This is a genomic window from Frisingicoccus caecimuris (genome assembly GCF_004340975.1).
Lineage (GTDB): Bacteria > Bacillota > Clostridia > Lachnospirales > Lachnospiraceae > Frisingicoccus > Frisingicoccus caecimuris.
The window spans coordinates 1-21,506 of sequence record NZ_SLXA01000009.1; the positions used below are offsets into that span (position 1 = coordinate 1).

Genomic DNA, 21,506 nt, shown 5'->3' on the forward strand with positions numbered 1-21,506 from the left:
TGGCAGGTTCTTCGGATCCTGCTTTTCTATTTTTAGACATAAAAATGGAGCCATTGCTCCATAGATGATTATTCATCTATTTTGCAACGGCCCCAGATGATTATTCATCTATTTTGCAACGGCCCCTTTTTCCATGTTCATGCGGGAGAAAAACAGAAAAGGTGGCTCCTTTGCCCGGCTCTGACGCTACCTTGAGATACCCACCCTGCATTGTGATAATCTCACGGGCCAGATATAGGCCAATACCAATTCCCTCTATATCGTGTACTCCGGGTTCCCGGTAAAATCGCTTGAATATCGTGCCATGCAGATTTTCGGGGATACCTTTTCCGGTATCGGTAATATCAATCTTTAAATAAAATTCCCAGCTTTCAACAGCAACATGGATTTTCCCACCATCAGGTGTGTACTTTACTGCATTATCCAGAATGTTAAACAGGGCCTCACTTGTCCACTTCCCGTCATGAGAAACAGCCAGATTTTCCGGACATTCGACGCTGACATGGATATGTTTTCTTTCCGCATTCAGGAAAATACCGCCTAGAGCTGTTGCCATCGTGTCATAAATCGGCTGCATTTTCTTTTCCAGTGAAATAACACCTGTTTCCAGACGTGAAGTCTTAATCATGGCCTGCATGAGAAAGTCCAGCTTATCAAGCTGTATCCCGCTATCCAATAAAAACCTTTGGCGTTTTTCCTCCGTCATGGGTTGCTCAAGCAATGTAGTATTTATCATTTTCAGATTCGTAATCGGTGTTTTTACCTGGTGGGAAATATCTGAAATCAGTTCCTGCAGATCAGCCCTTTCCTTTGCAACGATGTTTCGATTTTCCCGCATGACTTCATAAAGCCGTATCAGGCGGTGATTGATTTTATAAAACAGGCTTTCTTCCTCTGCTGCCTGCGGAGGTTCTGTTTCTTTGGTCAGCATATTGTCCAGTAGTTCACAAAAACGATTTGAGAACAGAACCAGCTTTCGTCGTATCAAAGCAACAAAAAGGGCAACACATAGCAACGTCAGCATAGTATAAGACAATCCACACAATACCACCGTTACATCGTTTGTAAGGAAATAAAGAACCTTAAGCTGTATTGCCGATACCAGCACAAGAAAAACCGCCATTATAACACAGGCTTTATTCATTGAGAGCTTTCGTGCATTCATTTTTTCAGCCTTCCAATCCACATGTAACCCATGCCATACACCGTTTTGATATATTGCCGACCATCCGTTTCGATTTTATTCCGTACCCGGCTGACTGCAGCTGTCAGGGCATGTTCATCCACAAAATTTTCATCAATATCCCACAGCTTTTCGAGAAGTACCTGCCTCGTCAGAACAACCTTTGGATTTTTCGTCAGCACCTTTAGCAGCCGGTATTCCAGCGGTGTAAAGGTAATCGCTTCTCCGGAAATGGTCGCAGTCATTTCCGAAAAGTTTATGAACAGGATACCATCCTCATAACAGTCCCCACCTGATTGCTTTGCTATGCGCCCCAGCAGCACCGCCAGCTTTTTTTGAAAAACGCTCATGTGGAATGGCTTCGTCACATAATCGTCTGCACCTAACTCATAGCCTTTGAGCATATCACTTTCCATATCATTTGCAGTCAGGAAGATGACTGCGGTATCAGGATACCGTTCTTTGGCTTCCCGGCAAAACTCAAAGCCATTTCCATCCGGCAGATTCACATCCAGCACGATCAGATCGTAATCCTGCTTCTCAATAAAATTCGTTGCCGCCTGCTTTGATAAAGCAGAATCTATGATATATCCCATCGTATTTAGGTTATAGCATAGTGTATTATTCAAAAGACGATCATCTTCGACTACCAAAATTCGCATTACATCACATCCTTTTCTTTATAGCGTATCAACTAAATGTCACAGAAACCTCACGGCTAAACTATTTTTTATCCTTTTTATATCGTTTGTCAATCGGTTTTTCCGCAGTTTTGAGAATCAGCCAGATATGGGAATTTTGATTGTAACCTGTGCGCCGCCAGTTTTTTCGGAATTGCCTAAAATAAGTTGCCCGTTGTGTTGTTGAACAATAGATTTTGTGATAAACAGGCCCATTCCAAAATGCAATTTAGAACTCCGACTGCGGTCTGCCATGTAAAATTGTTCCTGTGCGTGTAATAAATCCTCCTGTGAAAAGCCGCTGCCTGCATCTGCCACGGAAATTTGCAGGTTTTGCTGAACACCCATAATTGTAATATAGACGCAGCCATCTCTCGGAGAATAATCCAGCGCATTGCTCACCACGTTCATAATCGCTCGTTCTAACAATAGCGGATCTGCTGACAATGTGTCAGGCAAGTGACGGGTTTCCATCTGCAAACCGATTTTTTTCGTCTGGCATAAAGCGTCAATCTGCCCCCGCAATTGTTCCGCAAAAGCGGGTAGGTCAATATCCACCATATGAAGTTGATAGCCAACCGCCGCCCGTGAAATATCAATCAAGGTTCTAATATACAACTGCATCTGTTCGGAACTGCTGCTGATATATTCCGCATATAACCGTTGTTCCTCGTTCAACTCCGTTTCAATGATAAGGTCAGCATTTCCCTGAATAACCGTCAGGGGCGTTTTCAAATCATGGGCAAGTGCGACGATCTGATCTTTCTGTGTCTGCTCCGTTTTCCATTGACGTTCTAACGAAATTTTCAGATTATCTTTCATATCTGAAAAAGATGCAAGGACATCTTCAAACTCTTTGATTTTAGAATGTCCTACTTCAAAGTCAAGGTTTTGCTTTGCAACTTCCGTAGTAGCTTCAAAAAGCGGTGTCAGCTGTGTACGCAGGTTCTTTGCAAATCTGGCGGTCAGAACGATAATGACCAGCAGCGAATTTACACCCATCAGGATAAAAGTAAGCGTGTCAGGAGATGGAAAAAAATCCGGCAGCCATGACACTGTAAATTGGGAATCAATGTAATACCTTAAAACGCAAAATTCATTTTCCCGGACAACAAGCGCAAACTGCCTCCCCGTAGCATATTCAATATATTCTCCTTTTGCGTACAGCAGAGCAATTTCTTTTTCATCATCGTCCATGTTGCTGTAAAGCTCGTTAAAATTCTTATCCAGAATTAAGTAGCCGCATCCCTGTGGAATCACAACCTTTGTAATATCCGGGGCAATCGTCAGCGTTGGAATAATCTCTTTTACCTGCAATTCACTTTGATTTGCCCTTGTAGCCAATCCTGCATTTACAGCGAGGCTCTCCAAAGCAAAAGGAACAATAATTGCCGCTGCCAGCACGACAATAAGGAAAATAGCAAACTGGCGAAACAATATTTTCAATGTGGGTTTCTTTTTCACTCCCATTTATATCCTATCCCCCATACGGTGCTGATCGGGCTTATTTTGAAATGCTCCAATTTCGCACGAATATTTTTTATATGCGTTGAGATCGTAGAGTTATCGCCTATTCCATCAAACCCGAAAACGGCTTCATAGATTTGTTCTTTTGTAAAAACCTGTCCCCGGTTTTTTGCAAGGTATTCACAGATGGAATACTCGCTCTTGGTCAGGGAAACCGGCTGTTCTGAAACATACAGTGCCTTTGCGGAAAGGTCAAATCTTATATCAGGCTCAAAGGAAAGCGTACTGTGACGCTCCCTTTTTTCTCTGCGTAAATGTGCTGCAACACGGGCGCGAAGCTCCTGAATACGAAACGGTTTCGTAATATAATCATCCGCCCCGAGACCCAATCCAAATAATATATCTTCCTCTAACGTCTTTGCGGTCAGAAAGAGAATCGGGCAGTCTACCATATTCCTGATTTGCTTGCAAAAATCAAATCCGTCTGTTCCAGGCATCATTACATCCAAAAGAATGAGGTCATAGCAACGCAGCTTTTTGATGTCTACATCATCCGCATTTTGACAGGCTGTTATCAAATAGCCGTCTTTCCCTAAACTATTCTTAATCAGTTCCAGGATAGAAACTTCATCGTCAACTACAAGTAAGTGGGTCAAAAAATCACCTCCCGCCCCATTGTACCACATTACAGGGGTTACTCGTCATTATATTTAATGTCAGCTTTCCGATATTCGTTGTTGATATTTACAGCTACGGCATTGCTTATATCCACATCCACAATACTGTAGACATAGCCGAAACTGAAATCTTCCCCCGCCACATTCTTGAAGCGTTTCGATACCTGCCCGATTTCTTCTTGCAGTTCTGACATTTCCAGACATTCATCCGTTATGGTATAGGTCAGGCCGTTATAGGAAATTTCATCATAGTTTGCGGCGTTCAGTTCATAATACGGCAGAGATTCATTTAACGCCTTGTTTTTACCGGCAGTATTGCGGAGCGCACCGCAGGCCGATAAACAAATAAGACTCACAAGCATCATTACCACGGCAAACAGACACTTTTTATTCACTGTTTTTACCTCCCTCCCAACTACGAAACCAAACTAAACTGGTAATCAACAAACAGACAGTACAGCATACAGAAATAATCATACCACTGGAAAAATCAGTTTTTACCTGTGCATACAGTTGGGGACTATCCCATGCAAGCACAGTATAATCCATAGCACGAACGCTCCAGGCCCAGGGAATGTATCTCCATACAGCGTCACCAAGGCCTGTTATCATAAGGGCAGCTATGAGACTTCCGGCAATGCCCAATCCCATAGACGCACCCTTTCCAAAGCTCATTCCCACAAACAAATGAATCAGGTAAATAGGGAGTATGGTAATCAACAATAGAATCCCTGCTTTCAGGTATAGGCTTGCCGGGGCGTCCCTGTATAGTACAGCAAATGTTCCCAATGCTAAAAATGTTGCACCCATAGCACAGATCATCAGAAACCCAAGTTTACCAATATACGTTGCTATGCGGGATGGGATTGTTCCTAACAAAAGCTGATAATGCCCGGCCTGATTTTCAATCTGAACAACCAGACCCACTATAATGCCGATCAGGAACGGAAAGGCAGCGGCCAATACTTCCAGATAGGCACTGATTTTGGTCGCCGGTTCCCATCTGGATATATGATAATACCCCACAAAAACCGCCGCACACATAATTGGAATCAGGCTGTGCATATAGAGCAAAATGCTGTGTTTACACTTCTGATATTCTGCTTTCCAGCACCGAATCACAGATACCATAGTTACCCCACCTCCTTTTTTTCAAACCATCTTGCCGTTAAAAATGACAGCACCGCAAACCAGGCCAACGAAGTGACAAGCACAAGTAGAATCATCCAAAACGCCATTGCCGCGCTCTGATCTGGAACCGGTTCACCGTTCGGTAAAATACCTAACACGGAAATCATAAGATGCGGCACCCAACTATACGGGCAGATCATCCACAAAGAGGTTGTAGCCGTGAAAATTCCCAAAACGCTGCCAAGTCCGGCATTAAGAATCACCGCGACAAAGATACCAACCTTTTTTGATAACCATAAGCACAACGGAATTTCCCACAGGCTTGCAATGACGATACAAGCGGTTCCGGCGATGGCCTGCCCAACACCGATTGTCAGGGGAATTTGGTTGATAACTAATATTGCAAAACCGCCCAGCAGATTTAGCGCCATGAAAATGAAGTTCCCCACGCAAGAGTAACTACCGGCCACTCCAATTTTAGCTTTCCAGACTTTGTTCTGCGAAACAGGCAATAAAGCAACCGCACGATATTTTAATTTGCCATTATCCCGCTGCTCAATCAAAGCGCAGGTAAGCGTGAGAAATCCTGGATAGAGCAGGATATACCACCAGTTATAAGAATTGAGCTGGAACCAAAGAGGGGCGAAAAAGTTCATCAGCGCAGTTACAAATGGGGCCAGAATCATCAGCGTTTTCGTGAAAGTTCTCTTATGCTTTAGGTTCTCGGCCTGAATATATGCCATTTCCATTTAATATCCCTCCTTGCCATTCCTACGGATAACATCCATAAAGAGCTGTTCCAAATCTTCACCGGCGCGAAGTTCCCCCTCATATCCAAGGATGCCGCCAGCAATAATACCTACATGATCTGCAATCTGCTGGACTTCTGACAAAATATGGCTTGACAGAATGACCGTAATTCCATTGGACGGAAAAGAACGAATCAGTTCACGAAGTTCCTCAATTCCCAAAGGGTCAAGTCCGTTTGTCGGTTCATCCAGAATCAAAAGCCGGGGACTGTTCAGCAATGCAATAGCAATACCAAGCCGCTGCTTCATGCCAAGAGAAAACTGTCCGGCCCGTTTCTTGCCGGTATTCGTAAGCTGAACAATTTGTAATACCTCGTTAATTCGCGCATCATCCAGGCCAAGCAATGTAGTTCTGACTTTGAGATTTTCATATGCAGTCAGATTTTCGTAAAGCGGGGGCATCTCGATCAAAGCGCCGATATGCTCCAAATCGTTCCGTTTCCACGGGTGGCCGTCAAATTCAATGCTTCCCGATGTGGGGCGTAAAATGCCGGTGAGCATTTTCAAAATTGTAGATTTACCAGCCCCATTCGGCCCCAGCAGGCCATAAACCGAATTGCGCCGGATATTCAGCGACACGTTGTTTACCGCCATCTGCCCTTTGAAATCTTTGCAGAGGTCAGTCGTTTTCAAAATCATATCCATGTAATCAAGTCCTTTCTTGTAATTTCATGGATATCATACAGAGTAATTTTGAAGATTCCATAAAGATTTCTTCTTGATTTTTTATCAGAGCACATGAAAACATCCCAAAGCAGCAATTCTACATTGTTACTCTGGGATGTTCTTTTACCCCACAAACTTATATCCTCTCCTGATAACCGTCTGTATCATATCCGGGTTCTTCAGTTTCTTTCTAATCTGGCAAATCACGTTATAGACCACGCTCTCACAACCAGACACGGGACCTGCAACCAATAAACCAAGAGGCATTGGCAACGAAATAATACTGTTCAATAGGGAAAATGCCACATCTGACTTTGGAAGAAACCCGCTAATGAGTGTGGTACTGCCAAGGCCAAATAATCCAATGAAGGCAGTACAGATAACGTTATATTGCAACTCATTTCCAAAATGATTTATTGTAAAAGTTCCAATCATCATACCTGCGGAATAAAGAAAACCATACAAATTGTGGCGGCGAGAGTCAAAACGAAAAGCCGCTTATCCATCAGAAATATCCGAAACCCTTCTTTCCATTCCGTTACAAATCCCATCGAATTATCATCCACTCTTGCGATATAAGGAATTTTCACATACTTTCCAGACAATTTATCGTTCCGTAAATCTATCCTCAATCAATACATCCTCTGATTTCCTCCAGAGAAGGAATCCTGTTTTCTTTCATGTATTGCCTGATTCCATCTATGATTTCCACAGACGCATATGGATTATGGAAATTTGCGGTTCCAACAGCAACCGCCTGTGCGCCTGCCATAATAAATTGAAGGGCATCTTCAAATGTCGAAATACCACCCATTCCAATCACCGGCACATCAACGCTATGGCAGACCTCGTAAACCATCCGCAGGGCCACTGGCATAACACCCGGGCCGGAATAACCGCCTATCTTACTGGCAAGGATAGGCCTGCGCTTATGAATATCTATCTTCATCCCTCTTAGGGTGTTAATTAGTGAAAGGGCATCAGCCCCGCCGGAAACAGCAGCTCTGGCAACTTCCATTATATCAGTGACTTCCGGCGATAATTTTACAATCAAAGGCTGCTTTGCATAATGGCGCACAGCCTTTACCACTCTTTCTACAACATGAGGATCTGTTCCAAAACTCAAACCGCCCTCCTCCACATTCGGGCAGGAAATATTGAGTTCCAACATGTCAATGTCACAATCTGCAAACTTTTCTGCAACTGCACAATACTGTGATAAAGTATGTCCACAGATATTGACGATGATCTTTGTATCGTACTGCCTGAGAAACGGAATATCATGATTTATAAAATACTCTGCTCCTGCGTTCTGCAGGCCGATAGAATTTAAAAGACCGCTTTGGGTTTCTGCAAGTCTGGGGACAGGATTCCCTTTCCACGCTTCCTCAGAAACTCCTTTTACTGTGATCGCCCCTAAACGGTTTAAGTCGATCAACTCCCCATATTCACGGCCGGAACCAAATGTACCGGATGCTGTTGTCACCGGATTTTTCCATGTTACGCCTGCGATGACTGTTTCCATTCTGCTATCCATTCCAGACTACCTCCTCCCCTGAAAAAACAGGGCCTTCTTTGCATACCCTGAGATATCTCCAGTCCTGCTCTCCTGGCTTTTGTATTTTCACTCCACATCCAAGACAGGCACCAAGGCCACAGGCCATCCGTTCCTCTAAGGATACCTGAATGGGGACGTCATGCCCTTTTGCCCACATCGAAACAGATTGCAGCATCCGGCGAGGTCCACAGGCAAATATCTGTCCCGCCGGAAGAGTGAGATTCTCCAGCAAATCCAACACGGTCCCGTGAAAACCGTAGTTTCCTGATTGGCTTGCAATATGGACCTCCAGACCTAATCTTTGAAACTCCTCTTCCATAAACGGATCTTCCCGATACCCAAGCAATGCCACTGTATTTCCATGAAGCCTTTTTGCAAGTTCCAAAAGAGGCGGGATACCCAGGCCGCCGCCAACAATCACATTTTGTTCTCCTGCATCCGGAAGCGTGAAACCATTTCCCAACGGTCCCATAACACGGACCATATCATCCACTTGCAGGCATGAAAACTGCTTTGTTCCTTGTCCCACAACCCGATATACCACCGTCACACTCTCTTTAGATATGGAGGAGAGGCTGATGGGACGCGCCAGCAGATTTCTCTCATCCGGTGGATATAACTGAATAAATTGTCCCGGCCTTGCCGTTTTTGCGATCTCCGGCACCGCCAGCTCCATCTTCCATACTCCCGGTATGATTTCTTCGTGGTTTATCACCGTTGCAGTGCAATATGTACTCATGCCTGTCCTCCCATTACAGATGCCGCAGATTTTCACGATACCTTCTAAGCTCTTTTTCGTCCACAGAACTGATCACTTCATCCAGCCATTTTATCATCCTCGTTTTATCCTTTGGCAAATGTCCTTCCACATTGACACAATTCGATGCGCCCATCGTTGCAAAATAGGTATCAATATTCAGATTTCCGATCAGCACTTTCAGCTCCATAAGCTTTTCGATTTCTGTTTCTTCTTTCCAGCTACCGTCCTGAATCTCCTGATAGAGCTCAGAAGTACAGTAGATCGTCATCATAGAGTTAATAATAATCTTAGGATTCAGCTGGTTGAAGACTACCGCCGTATTCTTTGCACCGATTTCTCCACGTCCACGGCCATAAATTCCGGCAAGGTAGAAAAAGTTATATTCCATCCCGGCCTCATCCAGCCGTTTACATTCACGAATAATTTCCTTTGTACCAAAACCCTTATGCATAAAAGACAGCGCTTCATCATCTCCGGCTTCTACACCAATCGTAATACTGTTATACCCCAGCCGGCGCAGTTCCTTCAGCTGCTCATCCGTCTTAGGCGTAATATCGGTAATGCGGGCGAAACAGCCAATGGACTCTGCCTTTGGATAATATTTCCTGACCAGCCCTGCCAGAGTTTTCAGTTTATCAAAACTCAGGACAAACGGGTTTGCCCCGGTAAAAAATACACGTTTCGCATTCCGGTAATAGCAGCTGATCTCTTTCAAATCTTCTTCCACCTCTGATAAAGGGGACATACGGAATTTAAACGGTACATCCTCATAAAGAGTACAGAATTTGCATTTATGGTGGGTGCAGCCAGCCGTCACCTGAACCAGCGCACTATAAGCCTCATAAGGCGGTCTCCAAATTGTTCCTGTGTAATGCATAGATCATTTCTCCTTTCCATCCTCTGTTTTTGCTAATGCATTGCGAAGCACTGTCACTTTATCTGTCCATTCCCAGGGCAGCTGCAGATCTTTCCGGCCAAAGTGACCATAAGCAGCCGTTTGCCTGTAAATTGGTTTCCTGAGCCCTAAGCCATTGATGATGGAAGATGGACGCAGATCAAAATAAGTATCGATCAGTTCCAAAACCTTCTCATCTGAAATTGTTCCCGTTCCAAAGGTATTTACCGAAACGGAAACAGGCCGTGCAACACCAATGGCATACGCAATCTGTATTTCACACCGGTGGGCAATTCCGGCTGCAACCAGGTTCTTTGCCACATACCGGGCAGCATATGCGGCGCTGCGGTCAACCTTCGTCGGGTCCTTTCCTGAAAAAGCACCGCCGCCATGTCTGGCAAATCCGCCATAAGTGTCTACCACGATTTTCCTTCCTGTCAGGCCGGTATCTCCCTGCGGTCCGCCAATCACAAAACGTCCGGTAGGATTGATCAGATATTTGGTATTTTCATCCATAAGCTGTTCCGGGATAACCTCCCGGATGACCTGTCCGATCATATCTTTTTCAATCGTAGCATGGTCGGTTTCCGGCAAGTGTTGTGTGGAAATGACCACCGTGTCCACCCGCACGGGCTTATCATCTTCATATTCAACCGACACCTGTGCCTTCCCATCCGGTCCAAGATATGGAATAGTTCCATTCTTTCTTACCAGAGCAAGTTTCTTTGTCAGTGCATGGGCCAGATAAATTGGCATTGGCATCAGTTCCTCCGTTTCATCCGAAGCATATCCGAATACCATTCCCTGATCGCCGGCCCCAAGTTCCCGTTTTTTACCTCCCCCGACTTCTAACGCCCTGGTAACGCCCTGTGCTATGTCCGGGGACTGCCCATGAATGGCTGTGATCACTGCCACAGTATCCGCATCAAATCCAAAGCGATGGTCGCTGTATCCGATTTCACGGATCGTATCACGGGCAATCGTTTCAATGTCAATTCCATTCATCCCACCGTCTGATACTTCGCCCATAATAAAGACAACCCCTGTTGTGGCAAATACCTCGCAGGCCACTCTTGCATCAGGCTTTTTTCGTATAATTGCATCCAGAACAGCGTCCGCTATCTGGTCGCACAATTTATCCGGATGACCTTCTGTTACAGATTCAGAAGTAAACAATTTCTTCATAAAATGATCCCTCCCTGTCTTATTCGCTGACTAAATCCGCATTACAGACGTGGATAGTCAGAGTATTTTCTGAGAACAACTGATTGCCTGCGTAGAGCTTATATTTCAGCTGTACATTCAGCTCATCCTCTTTCCTATCCAAGTGATAAGTTTCCGTTTCAGCCTCAAAAGCAATCTTCCCAAAGGGTGTCAGGTAATCGGCCACTGTCTTTTCGCCTGGAATAAATAAAAATCGTCCGGCAACAGAACCGCTTTTACTCAGCCGCATTTCTGTTTCTGAAAGAAAAAGAAGATTGTCTGTAGCGGTTCCATTTTCATCCAGTTCACAGTAAAGGATTTTGTGAAACCCATTTTCAAAACAATAGTCTCTGGCTGTCTTTGTCAGAATTGCTTCTGGTTCACTTCCGGCATTCTGGATACCTAAAAGGGATATCTGAATGTTCTGTTTCATCTCTTTCGCCTCCGTTCAAGCATAGTCTAAATCGAAAAAAACAATCCTACAAGTACTGTCTTTTTGTTGTCCTGGACCGTTTTTTGACACCTGGTATCTTTTGAAAAACCGGTATGAAAAAAGACACTATCTTGATATTCGGAGGAAAATACCGTATAATTTTCATCGTATAAAGGAGGTCTTTGCTATGACTGACAACAAATTTTCACGCAGTCAAAGCCTAATGGCAAGCTGCGTCCCGATGACGACACTACAATCCATTCTTGGCGGCAAATGGAAAATTTTAATCGTATGGTACATTGCAGTATATAAAGTCCAGAGATTTGGAGAATTACAAAGAAGAATCGGGGATGAAATCACAAAATCAACACTGACAAAGCAGCTTAGAGAACTGGAAAATGACGGCTGGATCAACCGCCGGATTTATCAGGAAATACCACCCAAAGTGGAATATACCCTTACAGAATTGGCTGAGAGTTTTGTCCCTATTTTGGAACAGATGAAGGAATGGAGCGAAACACATTTAATGTAAGCCTGCCCTGCATTGAATTTACAGCCAAATTCAATGACCGTCTTAACATTTTTTTCTACCAAAAAATCTTTAACACCATCTTCGATTTTGCATGGGGCATCACTGCGGATAAATCTCTGAAACTTAATATACCTCCCCGTTACTGTTGGCGTATATCCCCTCCATCCTCTATAATAAACTATCACACAGCGGAACAGTCAATACACTTTTCCTCACAAAATCAATTACCAGGCAGTTTCACTGTAACCAAGCCCTGCTATCGCCTCTTTTCCCACCACAAAACAGAAAAATGCCCGGATCCGGGCAGTTTCCAAACCGCGCCGTACTCCGGGCTATCCTGTTTTATTTTATATTAAGAGGTGCCGTTATCCCTCGATGGCAATATATTTCTTTTCTTCAACCTCCGGCTTTCTTGTCTCCTCCTTCGGAATACTCAGTTTTAATACCCCGCTCTCATACTTTGCGTGGATATCTTCCTGCTTTACATCCTCGCCGACATAGAAGGATCTGCTCATGCTTCCTGCATAACGCTCCCTGCGGACAAATCTGCCTGTTTTCTTTTCCTTCTCATCCTTGTCAAGTCCCTTCGCTGCATTGATCACCAGATAGCCGTCTTTCAGTTCCAGGGAAAGTTCGTCTTTCTTAAAGCCAGGCAGGTCAATATCTACTTCATAGTGGTCGTCATGCTCCTGCACATCGGTCTTCATCATATTCGCCGCATGGCGTCCGTACAGCTTCCGCTCTGCTTTGCGCATCGCTTTATCGTCATACGACGGGAAATCAAAAAAATCATCAAAGAAATCGTCAAATAAGTTTTCTCCAAAAATACTAGGTGTCATCATAAGTCATCGCTCCTTTTCCAAATTAAAAACAACTTGTTAACCGGAACTGGGGATGATTGGGAAGAAAATGAAACCTTCTACCGGTTCCTCTCTTTCCTCTTCCTTTGTTCTATCTGTGTTATAACACTTTTATTGGCACTCGTCAAGCAATAGTGCTAATAATTCTGTGAAATATTTGTGAACTCTGTTTTACACACATTGTGCCCCCACTATACCCTCTGCCAGAGCAACATATTGTCCTGAAATTCAACCGCTATCTTCCCGTTATCTTTCAGCCACGAAAGATAGGATCGCACTGTACTGCCTACCAGCACATACTGTTCAAAGTTCATGTCAAGCCCATAACCATTGAACAATTCCTGCAAAATACGCTCAAAGCGTATTGGCTCCCCGCAGATGGATAAAATCTTGTCCGCCACCTCATGTACCTTATCCCTGTTGTAACAGACAAGTTCCTTTATGTCGGCAGACGCCTCTGCATGGGCGGGAACAAATGTAGCCCCCTCCATCTTTTCCACCATATCCAGCGTTTCCAGATAAGCACCCACATCATAAATGAAGGAAACTGCATACTTATCCAATGTCTCCCTGCTGCTGATGCAGTCCGCAAGGAATACCACACCATCCGGCATACGGAATCCCACCATGTCAAAGAAATGCCCCGGCAGCGGTATCACCTCGATCTCCTTCGGAAAACTCTCATCTGAAAAATCCGTCACACTGCTCTCCTGAGCCATCAGGAATTTGTGCCGCAAATCCTTACACGGATAACCGCCGTAAAGAAAGGACGGCTCCAAGACCGGGTATTTTGTGAATGCCGCCTCTATGCCGCCGGAATAAACCTTACATCCTGTCTGCCTCTGCAGGTATTTGTTCCCGCCGATATGGTCTGCGTTGGAATGGGTATTCAGAATGGCAGTGAGATGCCAGCCATTCTTTTCCAGAATCTGCCTGACCTTCCTCCCCGCATCTTTATCATTCCCGCTGTCAACCAGATAGATATGATCCTTGTCCGCAACGTAGACGCCGATCTTTGCCGGGCAGTTTATGTAATAGCATTTCTCACTGACTTGTACCAATTCATACATTTTCCGTTTTCTCCTTTACTTATTGGCATAAAATATCACATTATAAACGGCGCAGGCTTTATCCGAAACATTATGATATACATGGGAAATGTCAGCCCCAAACCGTATGGACTGCTTTTCCTGCAGCAACACTTCCTTCCCGCCTATCACAATCTTCAGCACCCCATGCACCAAAAAAATATATTCCTCCACGCCTGTTACATGAAGAAGTGAAGCATGACGCACCCCTGCGTCAAACTCAATATAAAACACTTCTACGTTCCTTACCGGGTCAAAGGGAAACAGCGGGTATGCTCTCATTCCTCCGTCTTCTTCCGTGATCACATTCTTTTTTTCAAGCCCGGCCACCGTGTACTCCGCTTCCTCCTGTTTACAGAAAAAGGACAGCGGTATTTTCAGCCCTGTTGAAATCTTCCATAATATGTTGATGGTGGGCGAGGACTGGCCACGCTCAATCTGCCCTAACATAGGCTTGCTCACGCCAGTCAGCTCTGAAACATCATCCAGCGTGAGCTGCCTTGTATTTCGGATTTCTTTCAGCCGCTCCCCTATCTTCAATGAAACCTGCTCCATAATTTCTCCCCTTTCATTTGTTTTTACATACAAAATATATTATAGCATACCACTTGTAAAATAAAAGAGCCTGCTTTTGTGTAACCTGTCGTAAGTATAATAGCAAACAAATCCGCTCCGACGGAATCTGCTAAATTTTCTGCCACTCTCGCAGTTATGCCTGTTGTTGAAAAATATGCTACCAGTTTTTTACTCATTTAGAAACAAAGTCAGCATCATATTTTCTATTTTTCTCACATAGCACCTCCTTCTGGGCATGAAAAAACCGGCAGGTATTTCACTGCCGGAAAATGTCGGTTATAAAACATAATTAATTACTTTTGCGTTCTATGTCATTAAATGTTTCCACCATAGAAATTTGAAGTAAATAGATGTTTGACTTATTGATAAAAATGCTTAATTGCATTTGCAAAAAAATCTGATGCCCCTTCACCATAATCTGCATCATTTTTTTCTCGCACCTTCGTATCACGATATGATTCTGCAACAGAAAGCATAACTGGTTTTTCATCTTTAATCTGATAAAGCATTTTCATAATAAATCCATACTCTGCTACTGCTTCTTTGATTTCAAAAGAATCCAGTGGATACTCTCTTCTTGCCAATAATTTTCTTAAAACTGTATCAATTCGTTTATTAAAGCATTCTGCTGTTTCCATTCCTCTTCACTTCCAAACTCGTTAATTGAAATCTTTCTTATATTTTCAGGCATATGATCAAGCATAGTCTGAAACATTTCTTCGATTTCCTTCTCATTGAATACTGAAAAATCCATTTTGTTCTCTCCTTTCAGAATATCATCAATACTTGCAATTAAACGCTCCATACGTTCTTTTTTTGCAACAAGCATTTTTCTCTGCATCTGCAGAATTTGGTTTCTATCAAAATCAGGAGATGTTATAATAGATTTTATTTCTTTTAAAGGAATATCAAACTCACGAAAAAACAGTATTTGCTGTAATGTTTCTAAAGCTTTATCATCATAGAGTCTGTATCCTGCCTCACTCTTTGCTGTCGGCTTCAATAATCCAATCTCATCATAATAATGAAGCGTACGTGCACTAATCCCTGTAATTTCTGCAATTTCCTTTACGGTCATCATTATCATTATCCTCCTGTCTTTGATAATCTGAATATACTCTATGACGTTCCGTGAAGGTCAATACTTTTCTTTAAAATTTCTGCGCTGAAAAACAGAATCATTCCACTCAAAGAATAATAATTATTCAGCTCTACAAATCATTAACCCGAAAATTAAGTGGTCAATCAACTTTATCCTCTGTTGCTGCAAATCATTCTTGCATATTTATTCTTTGAATCTTCAACAACACGAATCTCCCCCTGTTTAATATAATACTCTATTCTTCGATTGTACCACCAGTCTCCCACTCCAATTGGGGACTGACCAAGGATATCCCCAATCAGTCTGGCTTCTTTCAATGGAACATTTTTCAGCCTTTTCCATATTAGGAAATCATAGAAATCTTCCGGAACGCTAAGGACTTTGCCATTAACTACCGCGCGAAGCGGGCTGTTCTCTTCAATCAATCCACTCCATAACATAGCATACATACGAACTTCTTCTTTTGAAAGCGATCTTTCATATGGTAAAAATCCTGCAAATTCTTCTGCTGATACTTCACTCCAACTTTGGTATGTGACAATGCATTTCTCCCGAACGATATGCGCTGGAAGCTTTACTGCCGATGTTTCGTTTTCATACCCTTTTAATATCTGGCACAGGTTATAGAAACCGCATCTGGAATAAGGCGTATCGCTGTACCATATCCTGACAGCTTCTCCATGATCCAAAAAATCCATCAATCGATATAATTCTTTTACATAAACATCTCCGACATTTTTCAGTTCTTCCTCTGTCTCTCCATCCTGTTCCCACTGATTTTGCGCATACATAGAATAAATCAATTCCCTGCGGTAAGGACTGTCCATTTGCTCTTTGATGTTTCCAATATCCAGCATAAAGCCAAGACAAATCACTTCCTCCGATGTTCCCTCTATCCATCCGGTAAAAGGTTTTTGTGGCGGTGTCTTTTTCCCTGCCATCCATACAGAAACAGGGCCATTGACCTTACCAACCACTATTTTATTTTTTGCTGCTTTCATGGAACCGGCTTCGCTCTCACCAAACAATATTTCAATCATTAACCCCATTTCCTCCCTGGCTAAACTCACTTTTGGGTACATTATTCGAATACCCTTGTCTCCTCGACTTCCAATTTGTTCATTTCAAGGGGCATAACTCTATGCCCCTCATTTTACACCTTATAACCTGTCTTGTATATCAAAAGATTACCCGATACTCGCTTCTGTGGTTCTCACTGCATCCTCTTTCACATCCTGTTTCTGGTTCAGTTCTTCCTCTTTCGAGAACGGTTTTTTCACCTCTTCCATCGCATTTTTCAGCTGTCCCTGCACCGTCTCCAGCTTACGCTCTGCTTCCGCCAGTTTTTATGGGATTGCCTCCAATGCGTTATTGATCCTGATGATATATGCTGTCCGACATTGATCATGGCATACATTGTCTGGTAGAGTTCATAAAAAAGAGGACTGAACCAGACAACCGGAACTAATGTCCGTGCGAGCTAATTCAGTCCTAAAAATAAATATATTCAGTTATCACCGCTTTCATGGTATGCAAATCCATATCCAGTGTTCTGGACTCACAGTAACAAGATACGGGAATCCCTTATAAGCAACCCTGTTCTTATCGTAAATAACAGGTTCTATCTTAGGTTTCTTTCTGTTAGTAATGATAAAGCGAAAACATTCTTGAATAAGTGGCTGGTCAAAAGCAAACAGAACTTCATTCAATTCAAAAGCAGGTCGGTTAGTCCTGCAACATATCCAAATGCATATCCAACCTCGCAGAATTCAAAAACTAGCCCTTTAGTAAGATTCCTTTTCAATACAGGCTATTTATCCATTCTTTTACTTCTACCTCAGTTACGTTGTTTAGTCTTTTTCCGCCTGCAATATTTACGTCGGGATACAGTTCCTGTAAATCCGATATGCTCTGTTCAATTCCACTGCTTCCTGACGTGCAAAACACATAGACTGTTGCCCCACTGATGTCATAACTTTCTATAAATGTCTGTATAATTCGAGGAGCTGTCCCCCACCAAATGGGATATTAAACTGTACCCACTCCCCGCAACCCGTTGAAAATGCGGGCTTTAACGGAATACACAATTGTGTTTTGTGTTCTTCTTTGCTCCGTTCTCATCGTACACCTCCAGCCTATTTCCATTATAAATCTCCGACCCGATGTTGAGAATATCAGATAAGTTCACGAGTTATAAACTAAAGGTTACAACTAACAGAACCAGCAGGTATCGCATTTGTACTTGCTGGTTCTATGTACTTTCAATTCTTATAGATTCTTAATCACGCTGAGGCTTTTCTTTTTCACGGCCTTCTGTAGTTTCTGATTCTCCGCCCGCAGCATTTCATTCTCTCTTTTTAACTCTGCTATCTGTTGCAGGAGTAATTCGATCCGGTTGTTCATCGCCATGTCGAGAATGCCCCGGCGCGGATCAACCATTCCGACCTGCCGGTCTAAGGCTTCGCTGATCTGTGACCGGATGACCACGTTTTTGTAGAAGAATCCTTTTGATAAGCCGGTCATCTTCATCAGCTTAGAAACAGTTACCTTTTCACCGTTCTCCATCAGCTTTTTGATCGCCTCGGCTGCCACTGAGATTTTTGCCTCGCTGCGCTCCTGATTCATTTCTACCATCCTATCGTATTTGCTCATATTCATCACCCCATCCCTGTAAGTTTTCGAGTAGGATTCTCGTCTGGATTTCTCTGGCCCTGCGGGTTTCATCTGCCAGAAGCCGATGGCTCATCTTCCTATAGTATTGCACCGCCCGGACATTCTTGTGGCCGAGGAGTTTTGCGATTGTCCAGTCATCTAAGTGCAGTTCCGTCAGTTTCACACCATAGGCCCTTCGGAACATATGGGTGTTAAAAACGAAGGGTTTTCCATTGTCATCGCGCAAATCCAGCTTTGTGATCAATCCAATTACCTTGTGCTTAATCGTTGAGTATTGGAGCGGTTTTCTGGTATCTTTTTCGTCTACAAAAATGTACGACGTTTCCCCATATCGTTCCTCGGTACATTGGATTGCCCTCTGAATCAGCGCCGCCATCTCTGCGCTGATTGGTTTTTGGTAGGTACGTGTTTTTACCTGCTGGATAGTAATCATATCGACGCCGTTTTGCCGGAACAGGCAATCCTTCCGCAGTGTTAAGGTATCAGAGATTCGAGTGCCGAGCATCTGGTGTATGATCAGGCACCGGGTGATCTGTGCATCCAGCTTGGTGATCTGCGCATTCAGCCGCTTCAGCTCCGCATCGGAGTATGCTTTGAATTCCGGCTGAATTTCTGACGGGATATCCGTGTTCAGGAACAGCCTTTCCAGATGCTCATAACCATATTTCTTGCCGATGGTTTCCAGTACGGAACGAAGCTGTTGGATATGTGTGCTGTTACCCCGACCACTACCTCCATCTGTCGCTTTATGCACTAAATATTCTTCAATGATTCCCCGGTCGATGTCGGCGCAGGATTCCACTTTACTGTATTTGGAAGTCAGGTAGGCAGAAAACCGCCGCATTGTACTCAATTCGCCGCAGACCGTACTCAGCTTTTCATATTTCAGGTGCAGATAAATCGCTGCTTTGACTTCATCCCGGATGCCCTTCTGTGTGATCTTAGTAAAATTCAAGGTCTGCCGGTTGTAGATTGGATTTACCTCCAGAGGAATGCCCAAGCGGTCAAGCCGCCAGATATCCTTTTCTTTTTCTTCCCGCAGATCCTCCGGTTGTAGGAACCGAATGACCCGCCGCAGAAATCGGAGTTGATGTGCTTCCACGAAATGCACCGTTTGATATATACTCGTTTTCTTTTCGAATATGGCAATTCCATTTAACATCATCCAGCTTTTAAATATGCTGATCCATTTGCTTTCCTCTAAATCGAGCAGACTTTGTGGTACCTTTTTCGCCCGGATTGCCTCACAGAACTGCTTAAAATAAGTCTTTTCATGTTGGATTGTGCGTAGTGTCACCTGCCTGCCCCGGCTATATAAATATCGCCGGAATTCTTCCCGCATAGTTTCTCCCGGCAATAAGGATAAATCATAAAAATCCATCTTTCCGATCATACGCAGAACACTTTTCTCTGCTCCCGCATAGCAGGCCAGTTCCCTGTAATAGAGCTTATCGTCCATGCCTTCCTCCTTTCTTCCTCTGTAATCCGGCGGTAAGGCTGTTGCCGGGAGTGCTGAAAAATTCATCACTTTCCCTGGCGATCCTTCTTGGCGTATAGTCGATGTACTGCTCGGTCATTTCCTCATAATTATGTCCAAGGTAATCCCGGACACCCTGCAGGGAAACACCGTTATCATAGAGCATGGTGGCTACCGTATGCCGGTAATCGTGGGACTGGAACAGGTAGTCGCCGTCCTCAATAACATTTTCCTGGCAGAATTTCTTCATCTGATAGCGGAAAGTCGCTGTGTAATATGCACCGCCGTTCTTGTTTTTAAACAGATACTCGTCAGGGCCAATCTCATTCCTCCGGATGTACACCTGCATGATCTTGTACAGCCCTTCCGCAATGGGAATCCGCTTATAGGTTTTCATCTTTGTCTGATAGATCTTGATCCAGGCATCCTGCCCATTTATTTCATAGGCATCGCCTTTCAGCATACATACCTCGCTGATCCGCAGCCCCAGGCACCACAGGTGAAGATACATACATCGGAGATGCTCCGGCAGAAGAGGCAGCTTTTCAAGTATCTCCATGCACACATCCGGCGAAACGCTCCGGTTTAAGTGTTTTGGGATCACCTTCTTCTGATAGTATTCCATGCGGAAGGGGACACGCTTCCTATGTCCCATCACAACCAGGAAGCTGAAGAAATGGTGGAGCGCCGCCAGATACTCATTAAATGTCTTAGCGGTTACACCCCTTTCTTCCAGTGTGCGGATATATTCATCAGCCATCTCTGATGTGCATTTGCTCACATCCTCACCATACTCGCTGAACCACATCAGCATAGTGTGGACTTCATTATATTTAATCCGTATCGTGCCGATGGACTGGCTTGAAATGCCGAACTGGTATTTCATATAGTCCTTCAGGTACTGGCGGTTACATGGTAGCGCGATCTCTCCGAAGGTTACTTTTTCAAAGGAACCGCTTGGATTCACCCGGTTTTGCGGTAGATGCAGCCGCTCCAAGTACCACACATTTGCATCCCAGTTGATCTCTGCCGATTGCAGGAACACAGTTTTGATACAGAAATTCAAGCTTGGCAATAACTGTGCTTTTCTGGATTTGCTGTTTGTCTGTTCCTCCAGATACCTTTCAAAGCGCCTGACCTGTTCTGCATCCAGCAACTCGATATCCTCGATCCTCTCCGCTATGCAGAATTCGTACAGTGCCTGCAGACCGGAGAGCTTATGCTCCCGCGACCGCTTCTCTTTGAAATCTTCCAACATGGCGTTGAGGGTAGTGAAAATCTGCTGCTTTACGGTCTGGCTGGCGGCCTTGCTGAAATCCCATACCATGTTGTTTTGGTGCCGCACAGAGTCGAACTCCATGGCAAGCGCCTGATTTGGATGATAGGGAATAAACAGTACCGTGTTATTCATCTCCCACCGGCACTGATATCTTCCGGTCAGAGTTTCCATCTGCTTTCGTATGGCGTACTGCTTCACCCGGTCATAGGCCAGCAGATATCTTTTGGTCTGCTGTATCCTCTGATTGTGAATCAGATAATTTTCATACTCCCGTCGGAGAAGGTAATCCATCTCATGGATGCTCCGAATGCCTGTCTGCCTTAGAAATTCCTTTAATTTATTTCGCCCGACCGAGTCAAGCTCCGTACAGGCGTCAAGCTCCATGCAAAGCTGTATGGATAATATGCGGGGTTCTTCCGCCCGTTCTATCCGCTGTACCCATGCAGGCATTGTCGCT

Annotated in this window: 28 protein-coding genes; 1 reads left to right on the plus strand and 27 read right to left on the minus strand. The window is 44.0% G+C overall.

Going from position 1 to position 21,506, the window contains the following annotated elements; genetic code table 11:
* Positions 1-100: 100 nt before the first annotated feature.
* From EV212_RS09175 to EV212_RS09245, 15 genes are all read right to left on the minus strand, one after another.
* Positions 101-1,165, minus strand: coding sequence for a sensor histidine kinase (locus EV212_RS09175; RefSeq protein WP_132092197.1), 1,065 nt, complete (start codon positions 1,163-1,165; stop codon positions 101-103).
* Complete coding sequence (locus EV212_RS09180) at positions 1,162-1,845, minus strand: response regulator transcription factor (protein WP_132092200.1); 684 nt, start codon at positions 1,843-1,845, stop codon at positions 1,162-1,164. Before EV212_RS09180 ends, EV212_RS09175 begins: the two co-directional genes overlap by 4 nt.
* Positions 1,846-1,962: 117 nt before the next feature.
* Positions 1,963-3,333 (minus strand): sensor histidine kinase, encoded by a 1,371-nt coding sequence (locus EV212_RS09185; protein WP_132092203.1) that lies wholly within the window; start codon positions 3,331-3,333, stop codon positions 1,963-1,965.
* Positions 3,324-3,986, minus strand: coding sequence for a response regulator transcription factor (locus EV212_RS09190; protein ID WP_207669093.1), 663 nt, complete (start codon positions 3,984-3,986; stop codon positions 3,324-3,326). Before EV212_RS09190 ends, EV212_RS09185 begins: the two co-directional genes overlap by 10 nt.
* Before the next feature lie 38 nt (positions 3,987-4,024).
* Entirely contained in the window at positions 4,025-4,402 is a 378-nt protein-coding gene (locus EV212_RS09195) for a NisI/SpaI family lantibiotic immunity lipoprotein (protein WP_132092209.1), read from the minus strand.
* The gene (locus tag EV212_RS09200) at positions 4,395-5,138 is read right to left on the minus strand and encodes a lantibiotic immunity ABC transporter MutG family permease subunit (RefSeq protein WP_132092212.1); all 744 of its coding nucleotides are present in this window, start codon (positions 5,136-5,138) and stop codon (positions 4,395-4,397) included. Before EV212_RS09200 ends, EV212_RS09195 begins: the two co-directional genes overlap by 8 nt.
* Before the next feature lie 2 nt (positions 5,139-5,140).
* Positions 5,141-5,887 carry a lantibiotic immunity ABC transporter MutE/EpiE family permease subunit gene (locus tag EV212_RS09205; RefSeq protein ID WP_132092215.1) on the minus strand — a complete coding sequence of 249 codons (747 nt, stop codon included), beginning with the start codon at positions 5,885-5,887 and terminating at the stop codon, positions 5,141-5,143.
* A complete protein-coding gene (locus EV212_RS09210) occupies positions 5,888-6,592 on the minus strand; it encodes a lantibiotic protection ABC transporter ATP-binding protein (protein ID WP_132092218.1) in 705 nt (234 codons plus the stop codon). It lies immediately after the preceding gene.
* 144 nt (positions 6,593-6,736) lie between these two features.
* Positions 6,737-7,051 carry a helix-turn-helix domain-containing protein gene (locus EV212_RS13570; protein ID WP_207669094.1) on the minus strand — a complete coding sequence of 105 codons (315 nt, stop codon included), beginning with the start codon at positions 7,049-7,051 and terminating at the stop codon, positions 6,737-6,739.
* Entirely contained in the window at positions 7,048-7,245 is a 198-nt protein-coding gene (locus EV212_RS09220) for a hypothetical protein (protein ID WP_132092221.1), read from the minus strand. Before EV212_RS09220 ends, EV212_RS13570 begins: the two co-directional genes overlap by 4 nt.
* Entirely contained in the window at positions 7,242-8,150 is a 909-nt protein-coding gene (locus tag EV212_RS09225) for a dihydroorotate dehydrogenase (protein WP_132092224.1), read from the minus strand. The genes EV212_RS09220 and EV212_RS09225 overlap by 4 nt, the downstream gene beginning before the upstream one ends.
* Entirely contained in the window at positions 8,143-8,910 is a 768-nt protein-coding gene (locus EV212_RS09230) for a dihydroorotate dehydrogenase electron transfer subunit (protein ID WP_132092227.1), read from the minus strand. Before EV212_RS09230 ends, EV212_RS09225 begins: the two co-directional genes overlap by 8 nt.
* 13 nt (positions 8,911-8,923) lie before the next feature.
* The gene (locus EV212_RS09235) at positions 8,924-9,808 is read right to left on the minus strand and encodes a radical SAM protein (protein ID WP_132092230.1); all 885 of its coding nucleotides are present in this window, start codon (positions 9,806-9,808) and stop codon (positions 8,924-8,926) included.
* Between the two features lie 3 nt (positions 9,809-9,811).
* Positions 9,812-11,011 (minus strand): methionine adenosyltransferase, encoded by a 1,200-nt coding sequence (gene metK, locus EV212_RS09240; protein ID WP_132092233.1) that lies wholly within the window; start codon positions 11,009-11,011, stop codon positions 9,812-9,814.
* 19 nt (positions 11,012-11,030) lie between these two features.
* Positions 11,031-11,462 carry a DUF1934 domain-containing protein gene (locus EV212_RS09245; protein ID WP_132092236.1) on the minus strand — a complete coding sequence of 144 codons (432 nt, stop codon included), beginning with the start codon at positions 11,460-11,462 and terminating at the stop codon, positions 11,031-11,033.
* 187 nt (positions 11,463-11,649) lie between these two features.
* On the opposite strand from EV212_RS09245, the gene EV212_RS09250 reads away from it, so the two are divergent.
* Positions 11,650-11,994, plus strand: a complete 345-nt coding sequence (locus EV212_RS09250) for a winged helix-turn-helix transcriptional regulator (protein WP_132092239.1) — start codon at positions 11,650-11,652, stop codon at positions 11,992-11,994.
* Positions 11,995-12,359: 365 nt separating this feature from the next.
* On the opposite strand, the gene EV212_RS09255 is transcribed toward EV212_RS09250, so the two are convergent.
* From EV212_RS09255 to EV212_RS09305, 12 genes are all read right to left on the minus strand, one after another.
* Positions 12,360-12,836: an Hsp20/alpha crystallin family protein gene (locus tag EV212_RS09255; RefSeq protein WP_132092242.1), complete on the minus strand. Its 477-nt coding sequence runs from the start codon at positions 12,834-12,836 to the stop codon at positions 12,360-12,362.
* Positions 12,837-13,045: 209 nt separating this feature from the next.
* Positions 13,046-13,924 (minus strand): MBL fold metallo-hydrolase, encoded by an 879-nt coding sequence (locus EV212_RS09260; RefSeq protein ID WP_132092245.1) that lies wholly within the window; start codon positions 13,922-13,924, stop codon positions 13,046-13,048.
* A 15-nt stretch (positions 13,925-13,939) separates the two neighbouring features.
* Positions 13,940-14,497, minus strand: a complete 558-nt coding sequence (locus EV212_RS09265; RefSeq protein ID WP_132092248.1) for a helix-turn-helix domain-containing protein — start codon at positions 14,495-14,497, stop codon at positions 13,940-13,942.
* Between the two features lie 23 nt (positions 14,498-14,520).
* On the minus strand, positions 14,521-14,694 hold the full coding sequence (locus tag EV212_RS13805) for a flavodoxin (protein ID WP_132092251.1): 174 nt from the start codon (positions 14,692-14,694) through the stop codon (positions 14,521-14,523).
* 183 nt (positions 14,695-14,877) lie between these two features.
* Positions 14,878-15,156, minus strand: a complete 279-nt coding sequence (locus tag EV212_RS13885; protein ID WP_330570489.1) for a hypothetical protein — start codon at positions 15,154-15,156, stop codon at positions 14,878-14,880.
* Positions 15,111-15,599 carry a MerR family transcriptional regulator gene (locus EV212_RS09275; RefSeq protein ID WP_330570490.1) on the minus strand — a complete coding sequence of 163 codons (489 nt, stop codon included), beginning with the start codon at positions 15,597-15,599 and terminating at the stop codon, positions 15,111-15,113. Before EV212_RS09275 ends, EV212_RS13885 begins: the two co-directional genes overlap by 46 nt.
* A 170-nt stretch (positions 15,600-15,769) precedes the next feature.
* On the minus strand, positions 15,770-16,660 hold the full coding sequence (locus tag EV212_RS09280; RefSeq protein WP_243115520.1) for a DUF3658 domain-containing protein: 891 nt from the start codon (positions 16,658-16,660) through the stop codon (positions 15,770-15,772).
* 147 nt (positions 16,661-16,807) lie between these two features.
* Positions 16,808-16,933 (minus strand): hypothetical protein, encoded by a 126-nt coding sequence (locus EV212_RS13810; RefSeq protein ID WP_257591955.1) that lies wholly within the window; start codon positions 16,931-16,933, stop codon positions 16,808-16,810.
* Positions 16,934-17,420: 487 nt separating this feature from the next.
* Positions 17,421-17,642: a flavodoxin gene (locus EV212_RS13950; RefSeq protein WP_132092452.1), complete on the minus strand. Its 222-nt coding sequence runs from the start codon at positions 17,640-17,642 to the stop codon at positions 17,421-17,423.
* Between the two features lie 246 nt (positions 17,643-17,888).
* Complete coding sequence (locus tag EV212_RS09295; protein WP_132092257.1) at positions 17,889-18,272, minus strand: DUF6262 family protein; 384 nt, start codon at positions 18,270-18,272, stop codon at positions 17,889-17,891.
* Entirely contained in the window at positions 18,256-19,752 is a 1,497-nt protein-coding gene (locus EV212_RS09300) for a tyrosine-type recombinase/integrase (protein ID WP_132092260.1), read from the minus strand. The genes EV212_RS09295 and EV212_RS09300 overlap by 17 nt, the downstream gene beginning before the upstream one ends.
* Positions 19,742-21,499: a tyrosine-type recombinase/integrase gene (locus EV212_RS09305; protein WP_132092263.1), complete on the minus strand. Its 1,758-nt coding sequence runs from the start codon at positions 21,497-21,499 to the stop codon at positions 19,742-19,744. The genes EV212_RS09300 and EV212_RS09305 overlap by 11 nt, the downstream gene beginning before the upstream one ends.
* Positions 21,500-21,506: the final 7 nt, after the last annotated feature.